General features: G+C 69.4%; 14 protein-coding genes. 10 read left to right on the forward strand and 4 right to left on the reverse strand.

Going from position 1 to position 17381, the window contains the following annotated elements; all coding sequences use genetic code 11:
- Nucleotides 1-20 precede the first annotated feature (20 nt).
- The 6 genes from J2S43_RS39685 to J2S43_RS39710 all read left to right on the forward strand — a co-directional run bounded on the left by J2S43_RS39685 (nt 21) and on the right by J2S43_RS39710 (nt 6700).
- Entirely contained in the window at nt 21-1217 is a 1197-nt protein-coding gene (locus tag J2S43_RS39685; protein WP_306838342.1) for an ABC transporter permease, read from the forward strand.
- Nucleotides 1218-1333: 116 nt separating this feature from the next.
- Nucleotides 1334-1831, forward strand: coding sequence for a hypothetical protein (locus J2S43_RS39690; RefSeq protein ID WP_306838344.1), 498 nt, complete (start codon nt 1334-1336; stop codon nt 1829-1831).
- A gap of 23 nt (nt 1832-1854) precedes the next feature.
- Nucleotides 1855-2418: a hypothetical protein gene (locus J2S43_RS39695; RefSeq protein ID WP_306838345.1), complete on the forward strand. Its 564-nt coding sequence runs from the start codon at nt 1855-1857 to the stop codon at nt 2416-2418.
- 165 nt (nt 2419-2583) lie between these two features.
- Complete coding sequence (locus tag J2S43_RS39700; RefSeq protein WP_306838347.1) at nt 2584-3456, forward strand: CPBP family intramembrane glutamic endopeptidase; 873 nt, start codon at nt 2584-2586, stop codon at nt 3454-3456.
- Nucleotides 3457-3578: 122 nt separating this feature from the next.
- Nucleotides 3579-3983 (forward strand): hypothetical protein, encoded by a 405-nt coding sequence (locus tag J2S43_RS39705; protein WP_306838350.1) that lies wholly within the window; start codon nt 3579-3581, stop codon nt 3981-3983.
- Complete coding sequence (locus tag J2S43_RS39710) at nt 3980-6700, forward strand: KGGVGR-motif variant AAA ATPase (RefSeq protein ID WP_306838351.1); 2721 nt, start codon at nt 3980-3982, stop codon at nt 6698-6700. The genes J2S43_RS39705 and J2S43_RS39710 overlap by 4 nt, the downstream gene beginning before the upstream one ends.
- Before the next feature lie 63 nt (nt 6701-6763).
- Here the strand turns inward: J2S43_RS39710 and J2S43_RS39715 are convergent, their stop codons facing one another.
- From J2S43_RS39715 to ligD, 3 genes are all read right to left on the reverse strand, one after another.
- Nucleotides 6764-8149, reverse strand: coding sequence for a serine hydrolase (locus tag J2S43_RS39715; RefSeq protein WP_306838353.1), 1386 nt, complete (start codon nt 8147-8149; stop codon nt 6764-6766).
- Nucleotides 8150-8254: 105 nt separating this feature from the next.
- A complete protein-coding gene (locus J2S43_RS39720) occupies nt 8255-9772 on the reverse strand; it encodes a DUF1996 domain-containing protein (RefSeq protein ID WP_306838355.1) in 1518 nt (505 codons plus the stop codon).
- A gap of 98 nt (nt 9773-9870) precedes the next feature.
- Entirely contained in the window at nt 9871-10830 is a 960-nt protein-coding gene (gene ligD / locus J2S43_RS39725; RefSeq protein WP_306838357.1) for a non-homologous end-joining DNA ligase, read from the reverse strand.
- 93 nt (nt 10831-10923) lie between these two features.
- On the opposite strand from ligD, the gene J2S43_RS39730 reads away from it, so the two are divergent.
- The 4 genes from J2S43_RS39730 (at nt 10924) to J2S43_RS39745 (ending at nt 13923) form a co-directional block, all read left to right on the forward strand.
- Nucleotides 10924-11148 (forward strand): hypothetical protein, encoded by a 225-nt coding sequence (locus J2S43_RS39730; RefSeq protein WP_306838359.1) that lies wholly within the window; start codon nt 10924-10926, stop codon nt 11146-11148.
- Between the two features lie 66 nt (nt 11149-11214).
- Nucleotides 11215-11562, forward strand: a complete 348-nt coding sequence (locus J2S43_RS39735) for a hypothetical protein (protein WP_306838362.1) — start codon at nt 11215-11217, stop codon at nt 11560-11562.
- 595 nt (nt 11563-12157) lie between these two features.
- Nucleotides 12158-12577, forward strand: coding sequence for a YciI family protein (locus J2S43_RS39740; RefSeq protein ID WP_306838363.1), 420 nt, complete (start codon nt 12158-12160; stop codon nt 12575-12577).
- Nucleotides 12577-13923 carry an RNA polymerase sigma factor gene (locus J2S43_RS39745; RefSeq protein WP_306838365.1) on the forward strand — a complete coding sequence of 449 codons (1347 nt, stop codon included), beginning with the start codon at nt 12577-12579 and terminating at the stop codon, nt 13921-13923. Before J2S43_RS39740 ends, J2S43_RS39745 begins: the two co-directional genes overlap by 1 nt.
- Nucleotides 13924-13954: 31 nt before the next feature.
- Here the strand turns inward: J2S43_RS39745 and J2S43_RS39750 are convergent, their stop codons facing one another.
- A complete protein-coding gene (locus J2S43_RS39750; protein ID WP_306838367.1) occupies nt 13955-17041 on the reverse strand; it encodes a DNRLRE domain-containing protein in 3087 nt (1028 codons plus the stop codon).
- Nucleotides 17042-17381: the final 340 nt, after the last annotated feature.

Here is a 17381-nt window from a genome sequence, read left to right on the forward strand (position 1 = left end):
GGCGTCGCTGGGGGGTGCGCGTGAAACCGGTCCGCCTCTCGTTCGCCGACGTGCTGTCGCTGGGCACGATCGGCCTGCGCACCCGCCGGATGCGCGCGGTTCTGTCCGCGCTCGGCATCGCGGTCGGCATCGCCACCATGGTCGCGGTCACCGCGATCCCGGAGTCGAACGAGCGCGCGCTGATGGACGAGCTGGCCGCGCTCGGCCCGAACCTGCTGCAGGTGACCGCAGCCGACAACCCGGACCAGGACTTCGGCCTGCCGGCCGAGTCGGTCGGGATGGTGGGCCGGATCGGGCCGGTGACCAGCGTGAGCGCGGTCGCGAACACGCACGCGGTGGTGCGCCGCTCCGACCTCACCGACCCGCGAGACGGCTCCGGGCTGTCCGTGCTCGCGGCCCGGCCCGACCTGCTCGGCACGCTCGAGGCAGGCCTCTACTCCGGCAACTTCCTGGACCGGGCCGGCGGCGAGTTCCCCACGGTCGTGCTCGGGTCGGTGGCCGCGTCCCGGCTCGGCATCCCGGTCGTACCCTCGAATGGTCCTCCGCCGCAGATCATGATCGACCGGAGCTGGTTCGCGGTGGTCGGCGTCCTGGCCACCACGCCGCTGTCCCCGGAGATCGACCGGTCGGTGCTGGTCGGCTGGGAGGCCGCCGAGGCCGAGCTGGGCTTCGACGGCCGGCCGACCGCGCTCTACCTGCGGGCCCGGGAGGCGTCGATCGAGTCGGTACGCGCGGTGCTGCCCGCGACCGTGCACCCGGGTGAGCCGAGCCGGGTGCGGGTCACGCTGCCGTCCGACGCGCTCTTCGCCAAGCGTGCCACCGAGCAGACGTTCTCCGTGCTCTTCGTCGGCCTGGCCATGGTCGCGCTGCTGGTCGGCGGCATCGGCGTGGCCAACACCATGGTCATCTCGGTGCTGGAGCGCCGCTCCGAGATCGGCCTGCGCCGCGCGCTCGGCGCGAACCGGGGGCAGATCCGCATCCAGTTCCTCACCGAGTCCGTGGTGCTCTCCGCGCTCGGCGGCGGCGCCGGCACCGGCCTCGGCATCGCCGGCAGCGCCGCGTACGCGCTCCACCACGACCTGCCGGTGGTGATCCCCGCGCTCGCGGTGGCCGGCTCGCTGGGCGGCGCGATCGTGGTCGGCGTGGTCGCCGGCGTCTACCCGTCCATCCGCGCGGCCCGGCTCGCACCGACCGTCGCGCTCGCCTCCGGAACCTGATCCGTGCTCCGGACCTGATCCGTGCTCCGGACCTGACCCGTGCTCCGGACCTGACCCGTGCTCCGGACCTGACCCGTGCTTCGGAACCTGACCCCGTGCTCTGGAAGGAGCCCACGATGATCCGGTTCACCACCGGCGTCGCGCTCGTGCTGCTGCTGGCCGCCTGCGGTGCGCCACCGTCGTCGTCATCGTCGTCGGACGACGACGTCGTCTCGCTGGCCACCGGCCCGGCGCCGTCCGCGGCCGCTCCGGAGCGACCGCTGCTGCGCCCGGACGCCACCCAGGAAGAGGAGGACCGGCTGCTGAACACGTACTACGCCTGCCTGAAGGAGCACGGCGTGGACATCACCCAGCGCGGATCCGACGCGACCGCCCAGAACTGGGACGCGGCCTCGGCCGCGTGCGCGCACCTGGAACCGGAGGCGCTCTGGGAACGGGCGGAGCGCACCGACCCGCACTACGCGGACCGGCTGCGCGACTGGGTCACCTGCATCCGCGCGCACGGCATCGACGCCTGGGAACACGACGGCCATCTCAACTTCGAGTCGCTGCCGCCGGAGGAGCAGATGCCCCTGGTCGACGAGTGCCAGGCCAAGGCGTTCGCGACATCATGAGGACCGCACCCGGAAGGAACACCATGACCATGCTGCGCACCGGCCTGACCGGCATCGCGCTCGTCGCCCTGCTGGCCGCCTGCGGTGACGGGGAGAAGGCCGACACCGCCGCCGACCAGGTCGTCACGCTGAACACCGCGACCCCCGGCGCCACGGCCGCGGCCTCGCCCGCCACGCGGGAGCGTCCGCTGCTGCGCCCGGACGCCTCGCAGGAGGAAGAGGACCGGCTCTACGACGTGTACTTCGCGTGCCTGGCGGACAACGGCAGCCCGAAGCACGAGCCGCAGCCGGGCGGCCCCGCCGACGGTCCCGTCGCGGCGCCCGCGGAGCCGGACGCGGACTTCGAGGCGAAGGAGCAGGCCGCGGCGAAGGCGTGCGAGCACCTGGAGCCGGAGGAGCCCTGGCAGCTGTCCCAGCGCACCGACCCGCACTACGCGGACAAGCTGCGCGACTGGATCACCTGCATCCGCTCGCACGGCATCGACGCCTGGGAGGAGGACGGTTTCGTCGCGTTCGAGAGCCTGCCCCCGGAGAACCAGCTCGCGCTCGTCGACGAGTGCCAGATCAAGGCGTTCGACGTCGCCTGAGGACGCCCGCCGGCCGGGGTGCAGCAGGCTGTACCCCGGTTGGCCAGTCTCCTGCAATGATCTCCGGCTCCCGTTCCGGTGGACTGAACCCCGTCAGAGAAACGGTGAAAGTCCTGATCGGAGCGCACGATGGACGGCCTGCGGCGACTCGTACGACGATTCCCGGTGTTGAGTTTCTTCACGCTCGCGTTCGGGCTCAGCTGGTTCTGCTGGGTGCCGTACATCCTCTCCGCGCACGGGCTCGGCCTGGAGCCGGACATCCGCTTCCCCGGCGGTGAGGTCGGCGGCCAGCTGATCGGCGTGCTGCCCGGTGCGTACCTCGGCCCGCTGGGCGCCGCGTTCATCGTCACCGCGCTCGCCGAGGGCCGGGCCGGGCTGCGGCACTGGGCACACCGGCTGACGCACTGGCGGGTCGGCTGGCGGTGGTTCTTCGCGGTGCTGCTGATCGTGCCGATCGCGATCCTGCTCGCCCCGCTCGCGCTGCCGAAGACCTGGGGCACCATCACCATGCCGAGCCTGATCATTCTGGCCGCGTACGTCCCGGTGCTGATCGGTCAGATCATCACCACGGCCGCGGCCGAGGAGCCCGGCTGGCGCGACTTCGCCCTGCCCCGGCTCCAGGAGCGGTTCGGCCCGATCCTCGGCACCACGATCCTGGGCGTGCTGTGGGGCGCCTGGCACCTGCCGCTCTTCCTCACCGAGTGGGGCGGCCCGGACAAGCCGTGGTGGCTGCCGATCATCTTCATCGCCGGCTGCGTCCCGCTGAGCCTCGTGATGACCTGGGTCTTCAACCGCACCGGCCAGAGCGTCCCGCTGATCATGCTGCTGCACGCCGGCATCAACAGCACGTACTCGCTGATCTGGCCCGAGGTCTTCCCCACCCTGGAATCCGCCGACACCATGTGGGGCCAGCTGATCGCCGCCACCGTCGCCGCGATCATCCTCATCATCGCCACCCGCGGCCGCCTCGGCCTCCAGACCACCCGAAGCGTGGAGGACCCAGGCTCCCCGCGGTACGAGTCCGCACGGGTCGCCTGATCGCCCGAGTACCGCAAGGCCCGGTGACTTCACCGGGCCTTGCGGTCGTAGACCTGCCAGTGCCGGGGATGGCACGTGTGAACCTTCGAAGTTGATCATTGCGTTTCCGGTACGATGCCGCCGTGTCGATCGATGTGGGCGTCGCCGCTCTTCGAGGACGTTTTGATCTGTTCAGCCAGGCGAGTACGAGCGGCGCTCATGCTGGTCACTTCCTGCTTCGCTTCTATGCCGTTGAATGTGGACTCAAGGCCGCGGTGCTCCGCCGAAGGCGTGCGCGGTCCACGGCTCAGCTTCCGGAGTCGCTTCGTAGCCATGATCTGCGGGCGTTGGCCATCGAACTGAGATTGCCGCCACTCATCACGCAGGCATTGAAGCCCTGTGCCAGCCACGAGTCCGGGCAGCAGATCCATGTGCATCAAGTCCATGAGGCCTGGCGGTACGGTCGCCGCCTTTCGGCTTCGACGGAGAAGGACTTCGTGGCAGGGTTGGACTTGCTGATCGCTTGGTGTCGAGAGGAACTGCGATGATTCCCGAGGGAACTGTCCCGGCGCTCGTGCCGGACCACCTCTTCACCTGGCTCGACGTCGAGCAGCATCTCGCCGCGCTCGCGGAGCGTGGTTCCTGGCCGTTTTGGCTGGTAGAGGTGAATTCATACTGGGAGTCAGTCCGGCTCCTGACCGATGGAAGCACTTCGGACGATGAGGTGTGGGCGTGGCTATCACACACCTTCGGCCCGCTCACCATCGATCAGGACAGGCAGGTACTCCTGCTGGACCAGTCGAGTATCGAGCGGCTGCTGCCTGTGGAGATCCTTTCCACCGGCGGCTCCACCGCTGACCATCGGATGCCGAGGTGGAAGGACCACTCGATCACGGCGAGTCTTGGGTCGCCCATCGCGCCGCCGACGGAGGGGCTGCCAGCGGGCATCGCAGTGTGCGCCTTCCATTCCTTCAAGGGCGGCGTCGGACGGACACTTCACTGTCTCGCGGTGGCGAAGCACCTGAGCGAGACGGGCAATCGGGTGCTTCTCATCGACGGTGACCTGGAAGCCCCAGGCATAACCTGGATGGTCGACAGCCAAGGCCTCCGCATGGATTACGCGTACGAGGACTTCCTGGCTCTCACGCACGGAAGTCTGGACGACGACTACTCGGAAGCACTCGAGCTAGGCGCCAAGTTTCTCGCGAATCAGCAGATCGGCGGTGTTGTCGTCATGCCGGCCCGCCGCATCCAGACCCTCACCTCCCCGCCCCGGATCGAGCCGGTCGACCTTCTCACCGCCGATCGGGACCCCTATGTCCTGACGTCGGTGCTGGCGCGACTCGCTGAGCAGGTCAAGGCGAACATCGTTCTGGTCGACCTCCGGGCGGGAATCAGTGAACTCAGTGCCCCTCTGCTGCTCGACCCGCGGGTGCATCGTGTGTTCACCTCCACGATAAGTGACCAGTCGGTCAGGGGCACCGCGCAGATCCTGTCCGAAATCGCCCGCCGTGCGCCCGCCCGAGACGACGATCCCGACATCTCCGTCCTGCTGACCCAGTACAGCGAACCGGATCATCGATCCCGGCTGGAGGAGGTGGCGACTCTCCTTCGTCAGCATGCGCTGGAGGCGTCCTCGGGGCAGACGCCTCAGGAGGGCGACTCCACTCAGGCTGTGGACAGCGACGCCCGGAATCCGCTCATGGCCAGTCGATTCGACCCCCGGCTGCTCAACCTCCCGGCATCGTGGGACGACGTGCTCGAGGTCATCGAGGCGGCCGACATCGTTGTGCCGCTCAGGCCGCTCACGGATGCCCTCGGCCGGGTCAAGGCGCGTCCTCCGGCCGTGGCGGACAGCGGGCAGGAGGACGACACCGAGCCCGACACCGTGCGGCAGACCCTCGCCGTAACGGCAGCGAGTCTGCAATATGCGGATACGTCGACCGACCAGGAATTCCTCGTCACCAATGCGCTGGACAACCTGATCGAAGCGCATCGTACTGATCCGCCGATCGAGGTCGTCATCGGCAACAAGGGCTCGGGTAAGACCTTCACCTTCCTGCAGCTCTGCACCCGGGGCACGTGGCAGGCCTTCGCCGACGCAGCGGGGGTCCAGGAGGTCAGCGTGATGTCGAGGACCGCTCCGGTCTTCTGGTCGACGAACCTGACCACGGAGAGGGCCGATGAGCTGGTGGCACTCCGGGATTCAGCGGCTCGCAGCCTCACCGGCGGTGAGGCTGCCGTTCCATCGGCACTCAAGACGGTGATCGAAGAGGCGTTGGCCTCGGAGCGCAGCCACGACGAACTTTTCTGGCGTCGTACCTGGCTGTCATGTTTCGCCAAAGCCATCGGCCTGGCGGCGGACGTCGATACGGCGGAGGAGGCGCTGACGCGCTTCGCGCGCGACTCTAATGTGATCTTTGCGGTCGACGGACTCGAGGACCTCTTTCCGCTCTTCAACACGAGCAGATCTCAGAGCACCGCGCTGCGGGCGCTGCTCACCGGTTGTACGGAGTGGCTTCGCAGCTTGCGTGGTCGGCCTATCGGACTCGTCGTCTTCATTCGGCACGATCTTGCGAGAAGCGCGATCGTGCAGAATTTTCCTCAGTTCGAGAGCCGGTACCGGAACTACGCGCTCCGATGGAACAGAACGGAAGCGCTTCGCCTCGCCGCATGGGTGTGTCAGCGCGGCGGTGCACTGCGGGAGGACTCCGCGTGGGTCAAGGAGGCCAACGTTGATCAGCTTTCCGCGGTGATGCTCAGGATCTGGGGAGAACGAATGGGCTCCGAGAAGTCGCGAGAGGCACGGTCTCAGCAGTGGTTCTATGCGGCGCTTTCTGATTTCACCGGCCAGATCCAGGCACGCGATATCGCGACCTTCATCGCGGATGCCGCGGACAAGTCCGTCGGCGACAGGCGATGGCATGATCGGGTCTTGACGCCGAACGCGATGCGGAACGCGCTTCCTTCGTGCAGTGAGAACAAGATCTATGAGATCGGCCAGGAGAACGAGCCGGTGAAAGCGCTCCTGGAGAAGATGCGGAATCTCCACTCCGAGGACCGCAAGGTGCCGTTCACCTTGGATGTGGTCGGTCTGTCACTGTCAGAGGCTCAGTTGCTCGAGTTCAACGGCATTCTCTTCCGCGAGGAAGACCAGTACTGGATCCCGGAAATCTTCCGGCATGGTTTGCGATTCCGTACCGCAGGAAGGCCGAAGGTCCTGGCTATCGCCAACCTTGTTCGGAGACGTAACGATTCGGCCTGACCGGCAGTGACGTAAGGCCCCGGGGACGGAACGTCATCCCCGGGGCCTCCGCTCGCGTGCCTGTCAGCGGCGGTGCTCCTGGTAGCGGTCGATGATCGCGCCGAGTTGGGCGAACTTCTCGGTGTACTGGACCGGGACCGTGCCCTCCGGGGTCGGCGGGCGGTTCGGGTCGGCGTACTGGTCGCCGAGGTTGGAGAAGACGGAGATGATGTAGTGGCGGCCGTCCTCGCCGGGCAGCGAGTGCACGATGCCGGAGTCGGCGCCGCTGTTCGGGACCCAGCCGGTCTTGTGCGCGAACGTCACCTCGGCCGCTCGGTTGCACGGCCGCACGTCCTCGCCGAACGCGTCGGTGCCGAGCGTGATCGTGCCGTCCTCGGCGATCCAGCGCGGCGCGACCTTCTGCGGGATGCCGGCCGCCGGGTAGTCGCGGCCGCAGAAGTTCGGCGTGGACAGCATCCAGTTGTAGCCCTGCTGGCGCAGCGTGGCCGCGAAGAACTCGCGGGACGCGTGGCTCAGCTCGTTCCGTGTGACGCGGTGGCCGTCCGGCGTGGTCCACAGCGTGCCGGGACCGCCGTTGATGATCGCCAGCAGCTTCGCGGTGTCCAGCGAGGTCATGGTGATCTCGTTGGTCCACCGGCCGCCGTTCGACGGGCGCGTGTTGCGCAGCCGCAGCGTCTCCAGGCCCAGGTCCTGGAACGTCTGGTTGAGCCCGTCGACCGCGTCGTGGTCCCAGAGGAACTTGATCAGCGCGCAGCCGGCCTCGTTCGACGACACCGTGATCATCCGGTCGAGGTATCCGCGCAGCGTGTCGTCGAAGTCCGGCCCGCAGAGCGTGCTCGGCTCGGTGGGCCGGTAGGCGTACGTCTCGTCCAGATCGGCGACGCCCTGGTCGACCAGGCGCAGCACGCCGAACGCCACCATCAGCTTCAGCACCGACGCCGGGTACGGCGACATGAAGTCCAGCGACGCGTCCTCGCGGCCGGGCACGATGTCGACCGTGCCCTGCGCCGCGTTCGCGTACCACCCCGCGTCGTCCCACTCCCGCCACCGCACGTCCTCGGTGCGCAGGTTCCGGTCCACGTCGACGATCACGCCGTCCGGGTACTGCGGGCTCATCAGCACGGTCGCGGATCCGGTGATCCGGCCGTCCGGGTCCAGCTCCAGCACGGTCGCGTCGATCTGCGGCTGCTGCACGATCGGAGCGGGTGCGGCCGCCCGCCGTACCGTGGCCAGCTCTTCCTTGTCGGTCGTCACGACCGCGGCCCGCGCGGCGGCGGTGGCCGGCGGCGCCAGGTCCAGGACCTCCTCAAAGGCCAGGCCGTCGAGGGTACGCCGGAGGAACTCGTCGAGGTGCGACTGCTTCGCGCTCGCGGCGGACGGCGCGACCAGCACGCCGATCGTGACGGTCAGGGCGGTGAGGCCGGCCAGCAGATGTCTGTTCGTTCGCAAGATTCAACTCCGTCGTTCAGAGATCCCCGTTGGTTACCGCCGACATTGTCCAATGCGGAGGGCCCGGCCGGGTGTCATCCGGCCGGGCCCTTCGGGAAACGGTCGTTACGGGAGTCGGTACTGCGCGTTGAGAGCCGCCCCGCGCTCCGGGTGGAACTGGTCGTAGCCGCGCGGGTCGCACTGCAGGCCGCCGTTGATGCAGTGCTTGACCAGCGCGTCCAGCGTCGGCGCGTCCCAGGCGTTGTAGACGTCGTAGTGGAACGAGAATCCGCGTCCGCTGGAGAACGCCACCTTCGACATGTCACCGGAGACCGGCCACGCCATCTTGAACTCGATCATCGGGACCGCGACCGGGTGACTCGCGGTGCAACGGCCGTCCACCGGGTACGCCATGTGGCTCTTGTGGTCCGGCGAGTCCAGGTGCAGGCCGTCCCAGCAGCTCGGCGCCTTGAGACGGATGTTCACCTGGGTACCGGCCGGGCAGTTCGCCGGGATGTCCCAGTTCTTGTAGCTGTCGCCGCACTCGAAGCCCTCGACCGCGCCGGCGTGGTTCCGGAACGCGTCCTGCGTGGACGCCGGACTGCCCACCACGTAGCGCAGCCCGGCCGGGAACGCCCGCACGCTGGTGTAGTCGATCACGCCGCTCTTGTAGTAGATCGTCTGCACGCCGACCGGCTGCACCGCCTTGCCGTCGTTGAGGAGCGTCGGCATCCAGTACGCGGTCCTGTCGCCGGGCGTGATGCACGCGGTCTCACCGGCCTGCAGCGACTCGATCGTGCTGTGCGCGTTCGTGGTGGTGTTGCCCATGAACGTGTGCGAGTGCGAGGCGCCCGGCAGGTTCGGGAAGACGATCGGGTCGTCCGGCAGGTTGGACCGGCTGACCGCGCAGTTGGCCTGGAACTCGCGGTGCACCGCGTTCGGCGGCTGCTTCGCCGACGGCACCACGCCGGTCACCGGGGGATCGGCCATGACATATCCGGTCTCCACCGGGTCCGTCGTCGTGGGTGGTGCTGAGGGGCCGGCCGGGCTCGGCGGTGCTGACGGGCCGGCCGGGCTCGGGGGTGCCGGGTCGCTGGTCGCCGGCGTGCTCGGCTCCGGGCCGGGATCGCTGGTCGCCGGCGTACCACCGGCCGGCGTCCCGTGCACCTCGAACTCGAACAGCGAATAGCCGTACCCGGTCGCCCGTTTCGTCCCGTGCACCCGGACATATCGGCCGGTGCCGCTCACGTCCAGCGTCTCCGTGCCGCCCTTGCCCGCGGCGGTGGAGTAGAGCGTGCTCCAGGCCGCGCCGTCCGTGGACGCCTGCACCTCGTACGCGGTCGCGTACGACCGCTCCCAGGCCAGCACCACCCGGTCGAGGTTCATCGGCGCGCCGAGGTCCACCCGCAGCCACTGCGGATCGGCGAACGCGCTGCTCCAGCGCGTCTTCGAGTCGCCGTCGACCGCGCGCTCCGGCGCCCAGTTGGCGCCCTCGGACGACGAGGCGGTGACCGGCCGGCCGTGCGAGATCGGCTCGTCCGCCGCGTTCGCGGACGGGATCAGCGTGATCGCGAGCGTACCGGCCACGGCGACCACGGCGGCCGGCGCGACCGCCCGGGTCACCCACCAGCGAGTTGACGGCATTCGAAGCCTCCAGGGAGCGCTCTCCTCGCGACGCGAGGGCGTATGCGCAACCAGAATGGCGATTCCCTCGGTGATCTGCCAATCACATGAGCCGAACTTCAGGGAGAACCCTCATCGGGCACGTCCAGCCCGTCCCGATCCGCCCACTCCAGCAGCGCCTCCAGCGAGAACGCGGTGTCGTCGATGCCCGCGTGCAGATCACCGCGGGCCGCGAACCGCTCCGGCACGGTCTTGACCGTGAAGTCACGCGGATCCAGATCCGGGATCTCCGCCCAGTCCACCGGCGCGGACACGGTCGCCTCCGGCACACCCCGCACCGAGTACGCACTGGCGATCGTGTGGTCCCGCGCGTTCTGGTTGTAGTCCACGAACAGCGCGGCCGGATCCCGGTCCCGCCGCCACCAGGCGGTCGTCACCTCGTCCGGCGCCCGCCGCTCCACCTCCCGCGCGAACGCCAGCGCGGCCCGCCGCACCTCCGCGAACCCCCAGCGCGGCGCGATCCGCACATAGAGGTGCAGCCCACGCCCGCCGGACGTCTTCGGGAAACCGGTGATGCCCAGCTCGTCCAGCACCTCGTGGGCGACCGCGGCAACCCGCCGCACCCGGTCGAACGAACAGTCCGGCATCGGATCCAGGTCGATGCGCCACTCGTCCGGCCGCTCCGTGTCCGCCCGTCTCGAGTTCCACGGATGAAACTCGACCGTCGACATCTGCACCGCCCAGATCACGTCCGCCGGTTTCGTCACGCACAGCTCGTCCGCGTGCCGGTTGTACCGCGGAAACGACACCCGCACCGTCTCCAGCCACGGCGGCGCGCCGTTCGGCACCCGCTTCTGATGCACCTTCTCCCCGGCCAGCCCGTCCGGGAACCGGTGCAGCATGCACGGCCGCTCCCGCAGCGCCCGCACGATCCCGTCCCCGACCGCCAGGTAGTAGTGCACCAGATCCAGCTTGGTCAGCCCGAGGTCCGGAAAATACACCCGGTCCGGGTTGGAGACCCGCACCTCATACCCACCGGCCTCCACCACGACCGCCGGCGCCTTGCCGCTGCCCGCCATGCCCCCGAATCTAGCGAAGGCCCGCCTCGGATGGATACCGATCATCCGATAACCGGATTCACCGAGAACAGGACCCCGGGGCATCATTGAGCGATGCGCATCGCCGACGTCAGCGTGGGAATCGAGTACGCATATCGGGCCACCACGCACTTCAGACCGGATCCGGTCGCCCGCGTGCTGGTGAGGGAGAAGGTGAGTGGCCGCAGAGTAAAGCACCTGCACGACTGGTACGAGGCGCTCAAACGCGTCTGCGAACCGGAGGCTCCCTCCATCGACCAGCTGCTCTTTACGCTGCCCGGCGCGATACGAGCGTGGTGACGCATTCGGCGCGCGGCCGAATGTACGGTCGCCGTATGCGGAACGAACGCGACCGGAGCGACCACCATGGCTGACGCCGACGACGTGCGCCGCATCGCGCTCGCCCTACCGGACGCCGTCGAGATCGCCAGCGACGGCTTCGACTTCCGCGTCGCGGGCCGGGGCTTCGTCTGGTCGTACCCCGAGCGCATCCCCGGCAAGCCCCGTTGCATCCGCACCGACGTCGCCGTTCTCTTCGTCGGCGACGAGGCGGAGAAACAGGCGCTGCTCCTCGGCGAGCCCACCCTCTTCTTCACCACCCCCGGCTACGCCGACCTCCCCCTGGTCATGCTGCACCTCCCCGCCGTTTCCATCCCCCGCCTCACCGAACTCATCACCGACGCCCACCACATGCGCCTCGATCCCCAACCCTGACAACCGCTTTCTCGCTTCCGGCGGGTTATAGCTCGTTTTGCGTCCGCGGACGCTTGAGCCAGCCTGAGGACGACTTGAGACCCCGCTTGACCGCTTCTGGCGTGGTGTAGCCCGCCTGCTCCCGACTCTGTTGCCCACCCGGGCATCGAGAGCGCCGAGCCCTGCTTGGAGACTGCGGTACCTGCCCGAAATATTGTGATATTTACGCAAGAATTAGGCACCGTCGTGCGGAGCCGACGTGATGGTCGAGCCATCGCGACCGCTCATGCCAAAGGATCACTGACCGACACAAAGAGTAGGTCAACTTCGATGTCCGACCTCCTTGTCGTGTCGGTCAATGATTGTTGCGGCGAGCCGCTACCGAACGGGTAACGGAGCCGCTCCTCCTGCGGGCAAACCTCGCGGCGCCTCCGCCTCCGCCTCCGCCTCGGAGCCGGCGACGTCGCTGGTCACCACGAACCCCGATTTCCGGCCGATTCTGTTCGCGTCCGGGCCGCCGGAAAGATTTCTGCGGGGCGTGTCGATCCGGGGGTGGGTCGTTCGACCTGGGAGTGTCGGGGGCCGAGAGGCGGCCCGCGGAGATGAGGAGACGGTCGTGGCGCGGTACATGCTGATCATGCGGGGCACGGACGAGTCGATGGCGGCGATGGGGGAGGCGCCGTTCGACCAGATGCTGGAGACGATGGGGCGGTTCAACGAGGAGCTGATCCAGGCCGGGGTGCTGGTGGCCGCGGAAGGGCTGGACGACCCGGCGAACGGCGTGGTGGTCGACTTCAGCGGCGAGAAGCCGGTGGTGACGGACGGGCCGTACGGGGAGACGAAGGAGCTGTTCGGCGGCTACTACATCCTCGACGTCGCCACCAAGGAGGAGGCGGTCGAGTGGGCGAAGCGGATCCCCGCGATGAGCGGCTCCAAGTGCGAGATCCGCCGCGTGCCCACCATCGACGAGTTCCCGCAGGACAACGAGTGGATCATCAAGGAGCGGGCCTGGCGCGAGCGCACGGGCCAGCTCTGATGCCGGCGACCGGCGGCGGCCCGTCACCCACCCCGGCGGACGGGCCGCCCGCCGGCGCCCCGCCGGGTGATCCGGCTGATGGCGTGGCCGCGCCGGTGGACGGGCGACCCGCCGATCCGGCGACGCGGCGGGCGGTCGAGGCGGTCTGGCGGATCGAGTCGGCGCGGATCGTCAGCGCGCTCGCCCGGTACACCGGAGACTTCGCGCTGGCCGAGGACCTGGCGCAGGAGGCGCTGGCCGAGGCGCTGGTCTCCTGGCAGCGGGACGGCACGCCGGACCGGCCGGTCGGCTGGCTGCTGTCCACCGCGCGGCGGCGCGCGATCGACGGCTTCCGCCGCCGGAGCGCGCTGGAGCGCCGCTACCCGCTGCTGGCCACCGGCGAGGCCGCGCCGGACGAGGACTGGGACCCGGACGGGATCGACGACGACGTACTCGCGCTGATCTTCATGTCCTGTCATCCGGTGCTCGCACCGGAGGCTCGCGTCGCGCTGACGCTCCGCGCGGTCGGCGGCCTGACCAGCGAGGAGATCGCCCGCGCGTTCCTGATCCCGGTGCCGACGCTGCAGGCCCGGATCACCCGCGCGAAGAAGACCATCGCCGCCGCCCGGATCGCGTTCGAGCTGCCCGCCGCGGCCGACCGGCGGGACCGGCTCGGCACCGTGCTCAGCGTGCTCTACGTGATCTTCACGGAGGGCTCGACCGCCACCTCCGGCCTGGACCTGGTCCGCGCCGACCTGGCCCACGAGGCGATCCGGCTGGCCCGCATGCTGACCGCGCTGCTCCCCGGCGAGCCCGAGGCGCACGGCCTGCTCGCGCTCTGCGAGCTGACCGCCGCCCGCTTCCCGGCCCGCACCGGCCCGGACGGCGAGGCGATCCTGCTGGAGGACCAGGACCGCCGGCGGTGGGACCGTGCCGCGATCCGCCGCGGCACCGCCGCCCTGGACCGCGCGTCCGCCCTCGGCCGTGGCCTCGGCCCGTACGGCCTCCAGGCCGCCATCGCCGCCTGCCACGACACCGCCCCGTCCGTCGCCGGCACCGACTGGGAACGGATCGTGCTGCTCTACGAGGCCCTGGGCCGGGTGGCGTCGTCACCGATCGTCGAGCTCAACCGCGCGGTCGCGGTCTCCATGGCGTACGGCCCGGCCCGCGCCCTGCCGATCGTCGACGACCTGGTCGCCACCGACCGGCTCGCCGGCTCCCACCTGCTCCCGGCCGTCCGCGGCGAACTGCTCTCCCGGCTGGGCCGCCACCCCGAGGCCCGCGCCGAACTGGACCTGGCAGCCCGCCTGTGCCGCAACGACCGCGAGCGCTCCGTGCTCCTGCGAAAGATCGCCGGACTGACGTAGAGAGGCCCCGGACCGAGGCCCCTCCCGCTCATCAGGCGAACGACTTGAACTGGCGCCAGTCGGCCACGATGACGTCGCCGACCGGGTTGCCGATCGCGGTCCTGCTCGGGTGGTAGAGCTGCAGGAAGCCGTTGGTTCCGTTGCGTACCCACAGGTCTGGGATCTTGTCGCCGTTGGTGTCCGGGACGCTGATCATGGCGGAGGCCTCGGTGAAGCCGGTGCCGAAGGAGACGTCGCCGGAGCGGGAGCCGGCGGCCTTGGCGATCGACTCCAGCGTGACGCTGCCCGCCGCCGCGCCGGGCTTGCCGTGGCGCAGCGACACGACGCCGCTGCTCAGATCGCGCCAGAGCAGGTCGGGGGTGTTGTCGAGATCGATGTCGGCGACGGTGAGGATCTCGCGGCGGTCCCAGCCGGCGGTGTCCAGCTCGACGGCCTGCTGGAAGCTGCCGCCGGTGTAGCCGGTCAGCGCCCAGAACGAGGTCCCGGCGCGCAGGAACAGGTCGGGGTACCGGTCGCCGGTGACGTCGCCGACGGCCTTGATCTGCGTCCAGGTCGACGGGTTCGGCGCGTTCGCCGGCAGCAGGACCCGCAGGCGCTGGTCCACGTTGAAGCTGCCGTACCCGTCGCCGGGATAGATCCAGAAACCACCATCGGGGGTACGGGCGAACAGGTCCGTGATCCCGTCACCCGGATAGACGTCCGCGTGCTTGGTGATCAGGGCCGCCTTGCCGGCGTTCCAGTCGTACCAGTGGCCCTCGGGGTTGGCCGTCCTGTCCGCGGTGTACGAGGCCGCCAGCGACTGGTCGAGCTCGCCGTTGACGTCACCCGGGTAGGTGCGCAGGTGCGCGTTGTGGTTGATCGCGACCAGGTCCGGCAGCCCGTCACCGGTCACGTCACCGGGGCCGTCCGCGGACGACTTCGGCGTGACGTAGAACGTGTAGACGGTCGGTTCGCTGCGGTTGCCGGCCGGGTCGAGGGAGCGGACCACGATCGTGGTCGGCCCCGAGTGCCGCGGCTTGATGTCCGGGACGGTCACGGTGCCGTTGGCCGCGGCGACGGTGACCGGGTTGACGCTGTCCAGCGCGTAGCTGAACGAGGCCGCACCGGCCGCGGTGAAGGTGAACCGGCCACCGGTGCCGAACGGAACCTTGGACCAGGTGGAGCCGTCCTCGGTCGCGGCCGGGAAGTCGTCGCTGACCACGTCCGGTGGCGGCGGCGCGCTGGCGTCGACCAGGAGCCGGCAGGCGGGCGTGAACGCGGAGACCGCCCCCATGTGGTCCTCGCCGCGCACGTCCCAGGAGTAGTTGGTCTTGTCCTCCAGCTGGGTGCTGGGGATGGTCAGCGAGACCTTGCCGTTCGCGGGCGTGGTGACGACCGTGCCGGCCGGCAGGGTGCCGCCGGTCTTCCAGAAGCGGAACCGCAGGTTCTTGAGGTTGCCGTCCGCGTCGTTGCCGACCGTGCTGAGCACCAGGTTCGTCTTCGCCACGATGGTGGGCTTGGACGTGTCGTTGACGCAGCCGCCGGGTGTGGTCACGAGGCTGGTGGGCACGCCGGGTGTGCGGTTCCAGACGGCGCTCAGGACCGCCGTGTTGGCCTGGAAGAGCCGCCAGGTCTGGGTGTCGGCCTCGTTGTTGGCGCGCATACCGAGCGTGAGGTTGGGCCAGTACTTGTCGGAGGCCTGCTGGACCGCGTTCTTGACGCTGAACTGCACGTAGTTGTCGGCACAGCCGCTGCCGTATCCGTTGGCGAACCACACCGTCTGCTGGTGGGTCAGCCAGCTCGGCTGCTTGTTCCAGGTGGTGGTGTTGTCGATGCCGCCGGTCGCCCACATCTCGATCGGGCGGGTCAGGCAGCTCCAGGAATGCGTGTTGAGCACCTTGAACGTGGCGGAGTCGATGGTCGCCCCGTGCATGTTGGTGTTGAAGCCCATCCGCCAGAACGCCCGCCCGGTGTTGCCCTGCTGGCTCTCATAGCCGACGCGGGTCAGCGACGTCGTGCCGCCGGCGAAGTTCGTACCGTTCATGAAGACCTGGTTGGGGTTCTTCTTGTACGCGAACGTCCAGGCCTGTTGCCCGGAGGTGAGCGTCGGGTCGAGAAACACCGGGTAGGTCGCGTCGCCGGTGAGCAGGCCGGTGGAGTCCGCGTCAAGGTGGATGCGCGCGGTGCGGGTGCCGTCGCCGCCCAGCCGCAGCGGCATGATCGCCTGCCGTGCGCTCGGCTCGATGTAGCCCAGCCCGGTCAGGGCCAGCACGTCGGCCGGGGTGGCGGTGGAGGTGCGCACCGGCTCGCCCGGCGACAGCGTGTCGGTGCCGGAGGAGTCCCAGGCGTACGGCGTGGGGATCGAGGAGATCTCCGTGCCGCTCTGGTCGCGCACGACGACGCCACCGGTCTCCGGCTGGCGGTGGAACGTCGCGGTCTCCGAGTAGAGCCCGAAGTCCGGGTGCCGCACCCGGTCCAGCGTGGCCGCCTGCGGCGTCTTGACGATCAGCATCTGCCCGAAGCCGCCTTCGGGCCGGGCGACCATCAGCAGGTCGACGCCGGGCAGCACCTCGGGGTAGAGCGCACGGTTGCCGTCGACGACGGGCGCCGGCAGCGGGCCGGGCCAGGTGTAGGAGATCGTGTGACCCTCGAACTCCACCTCGGCCAGCACGGACGTGACGCCGGTGCCGCCGCCGGTGCCGCCGCCGGTGCCGCCGCTCGCCGCGCCGCTGTCGCCCGCGTAGAACCGCACCGGCGCGACCGGGTTGGCCGGCCGCAGCGTGCCGGTGCTGTCGTCGCGGACGAGCGTGGTGTCGATCGGCGCCCACTGACCGGCCGCGTTCCTGGCCCGCTGCGGGACCGGGTGGACCTCGGTGCGCATCCGCCCGTCGGGCCGGGCCCAGGTCTGCTCGTGCGCGTTCGTCGCGGTCTCGACCAGTACTTCCTCGCCGGTGGCGACCGCCTGGGCGCGCGCGTCGGCCTCGGTGCGCGGACCGGCGGCGACCGGTGTCGCCGGGGCCGGATCGTCGCGCAGTAACCACATCGGGAGCAGGCCGGCGATCAGCGCGGCGACCAGCAGGCCCGCCGTGCACGCCAATCGGGTACGCGTGCGCACGAACGGGCTGAGGAAGCGATGCACGGTCTACTCCCGAGGGCCAGGCGTCGATAAACGCGCATACGATCGCACGCTCGATCGTGTGTTCGGGTGTTACCAAGCCGTTATGTAGGCGATGTGTCACTACCAGTGACAGGCTTCTCATTGCCGTCTGACCGATTTCCCTCGTGGAATGTCCGCATTGGCGGCGAAGATGTGTTTCGCGTTAGGTGTGGCTGTCGCCCCGGATGGCCCTTGTTTGCGGCGTGGCCCGGATCACGTTTGCGATCACGAGGTCACTCCACGTGATCTTGAGTCGACATGCGACGTCGCGCATAGTGCCCGAGCGCGCGCCATCAGTGGCGTGTCCCTTGTGGTGCCTACC

Source organism: Catenuloplanes nepalensis, from assembly GCF_030811575.1.
Taxonomy (GTDB): domain Bacteria; phylum Actinomycetota; class Actinomycetes; order Mycobacteriales; family Micromonosporaceae; genus Catenuloplanes; species Catenuloplanes nepalensis.

Excerpts from the sequence above, each read along its gene's own strand:
- J2S43_RS39690 (WP_306838344.1), top strand. The coding sequence starts at position 1,334 with ATGATCCGGTTCACCACCGGCGTCGCGCTCGTGCTGCTGCTGGCCGCC.
- J2S43_RS39695 (WP_306838345.1), top strand. The coding sequence starts at position 1,855 with ATGACCATGCTGCGCACCGGCCTGACCGGCATCGCGCTCGTCGCCCTG.
- J2S43_RS39710 (WP_306838351.1), top strand. The coding sequence starts at position 3,980 with ATGATTCCCGAGGGAACTGTCCCGGCGCTCGTGCCGGACCACCTCTTC.
- J2S43_RS39720 (WP_306838355.1), bottom strand. The coding sequence starts at position 9,772 with ATGCCGTCAACTCGCTGGTGGGTGACCCGGGCGGTCGCGCCGGCCGCC.
- ligD (WP_306838357.1), bottom strand. The coding sequence starts at position 10,830 with ATGGCGGGCAGCGGCAAGGCGCCGGCGGTCGTGGTGGAGGCCGGTGGG.
- J2S43_RS39730 (WP_306838359.1), top strand. The coding sequence starts at position 10,924 with ATGCGCATCGCCGACGTCAGCGTGGGAATCGAGTACGCATATCGGGCC.
- J2S43_RS39735 (WP_306838362.1), top strand. The coding sequence starts at position 11,215 with ATGGCTGACGCCGACGACGTGCGCCGCATCGCGCTCGCCCTACCGGAC.
- J2S43_RS39745 (WP_306838365.1), top strand. The coding sequence starts at position 12,577 with ATGCCGGCGACCGGCGGCGGCCCGTCACCCACCCCGGCGGACGGGCCG.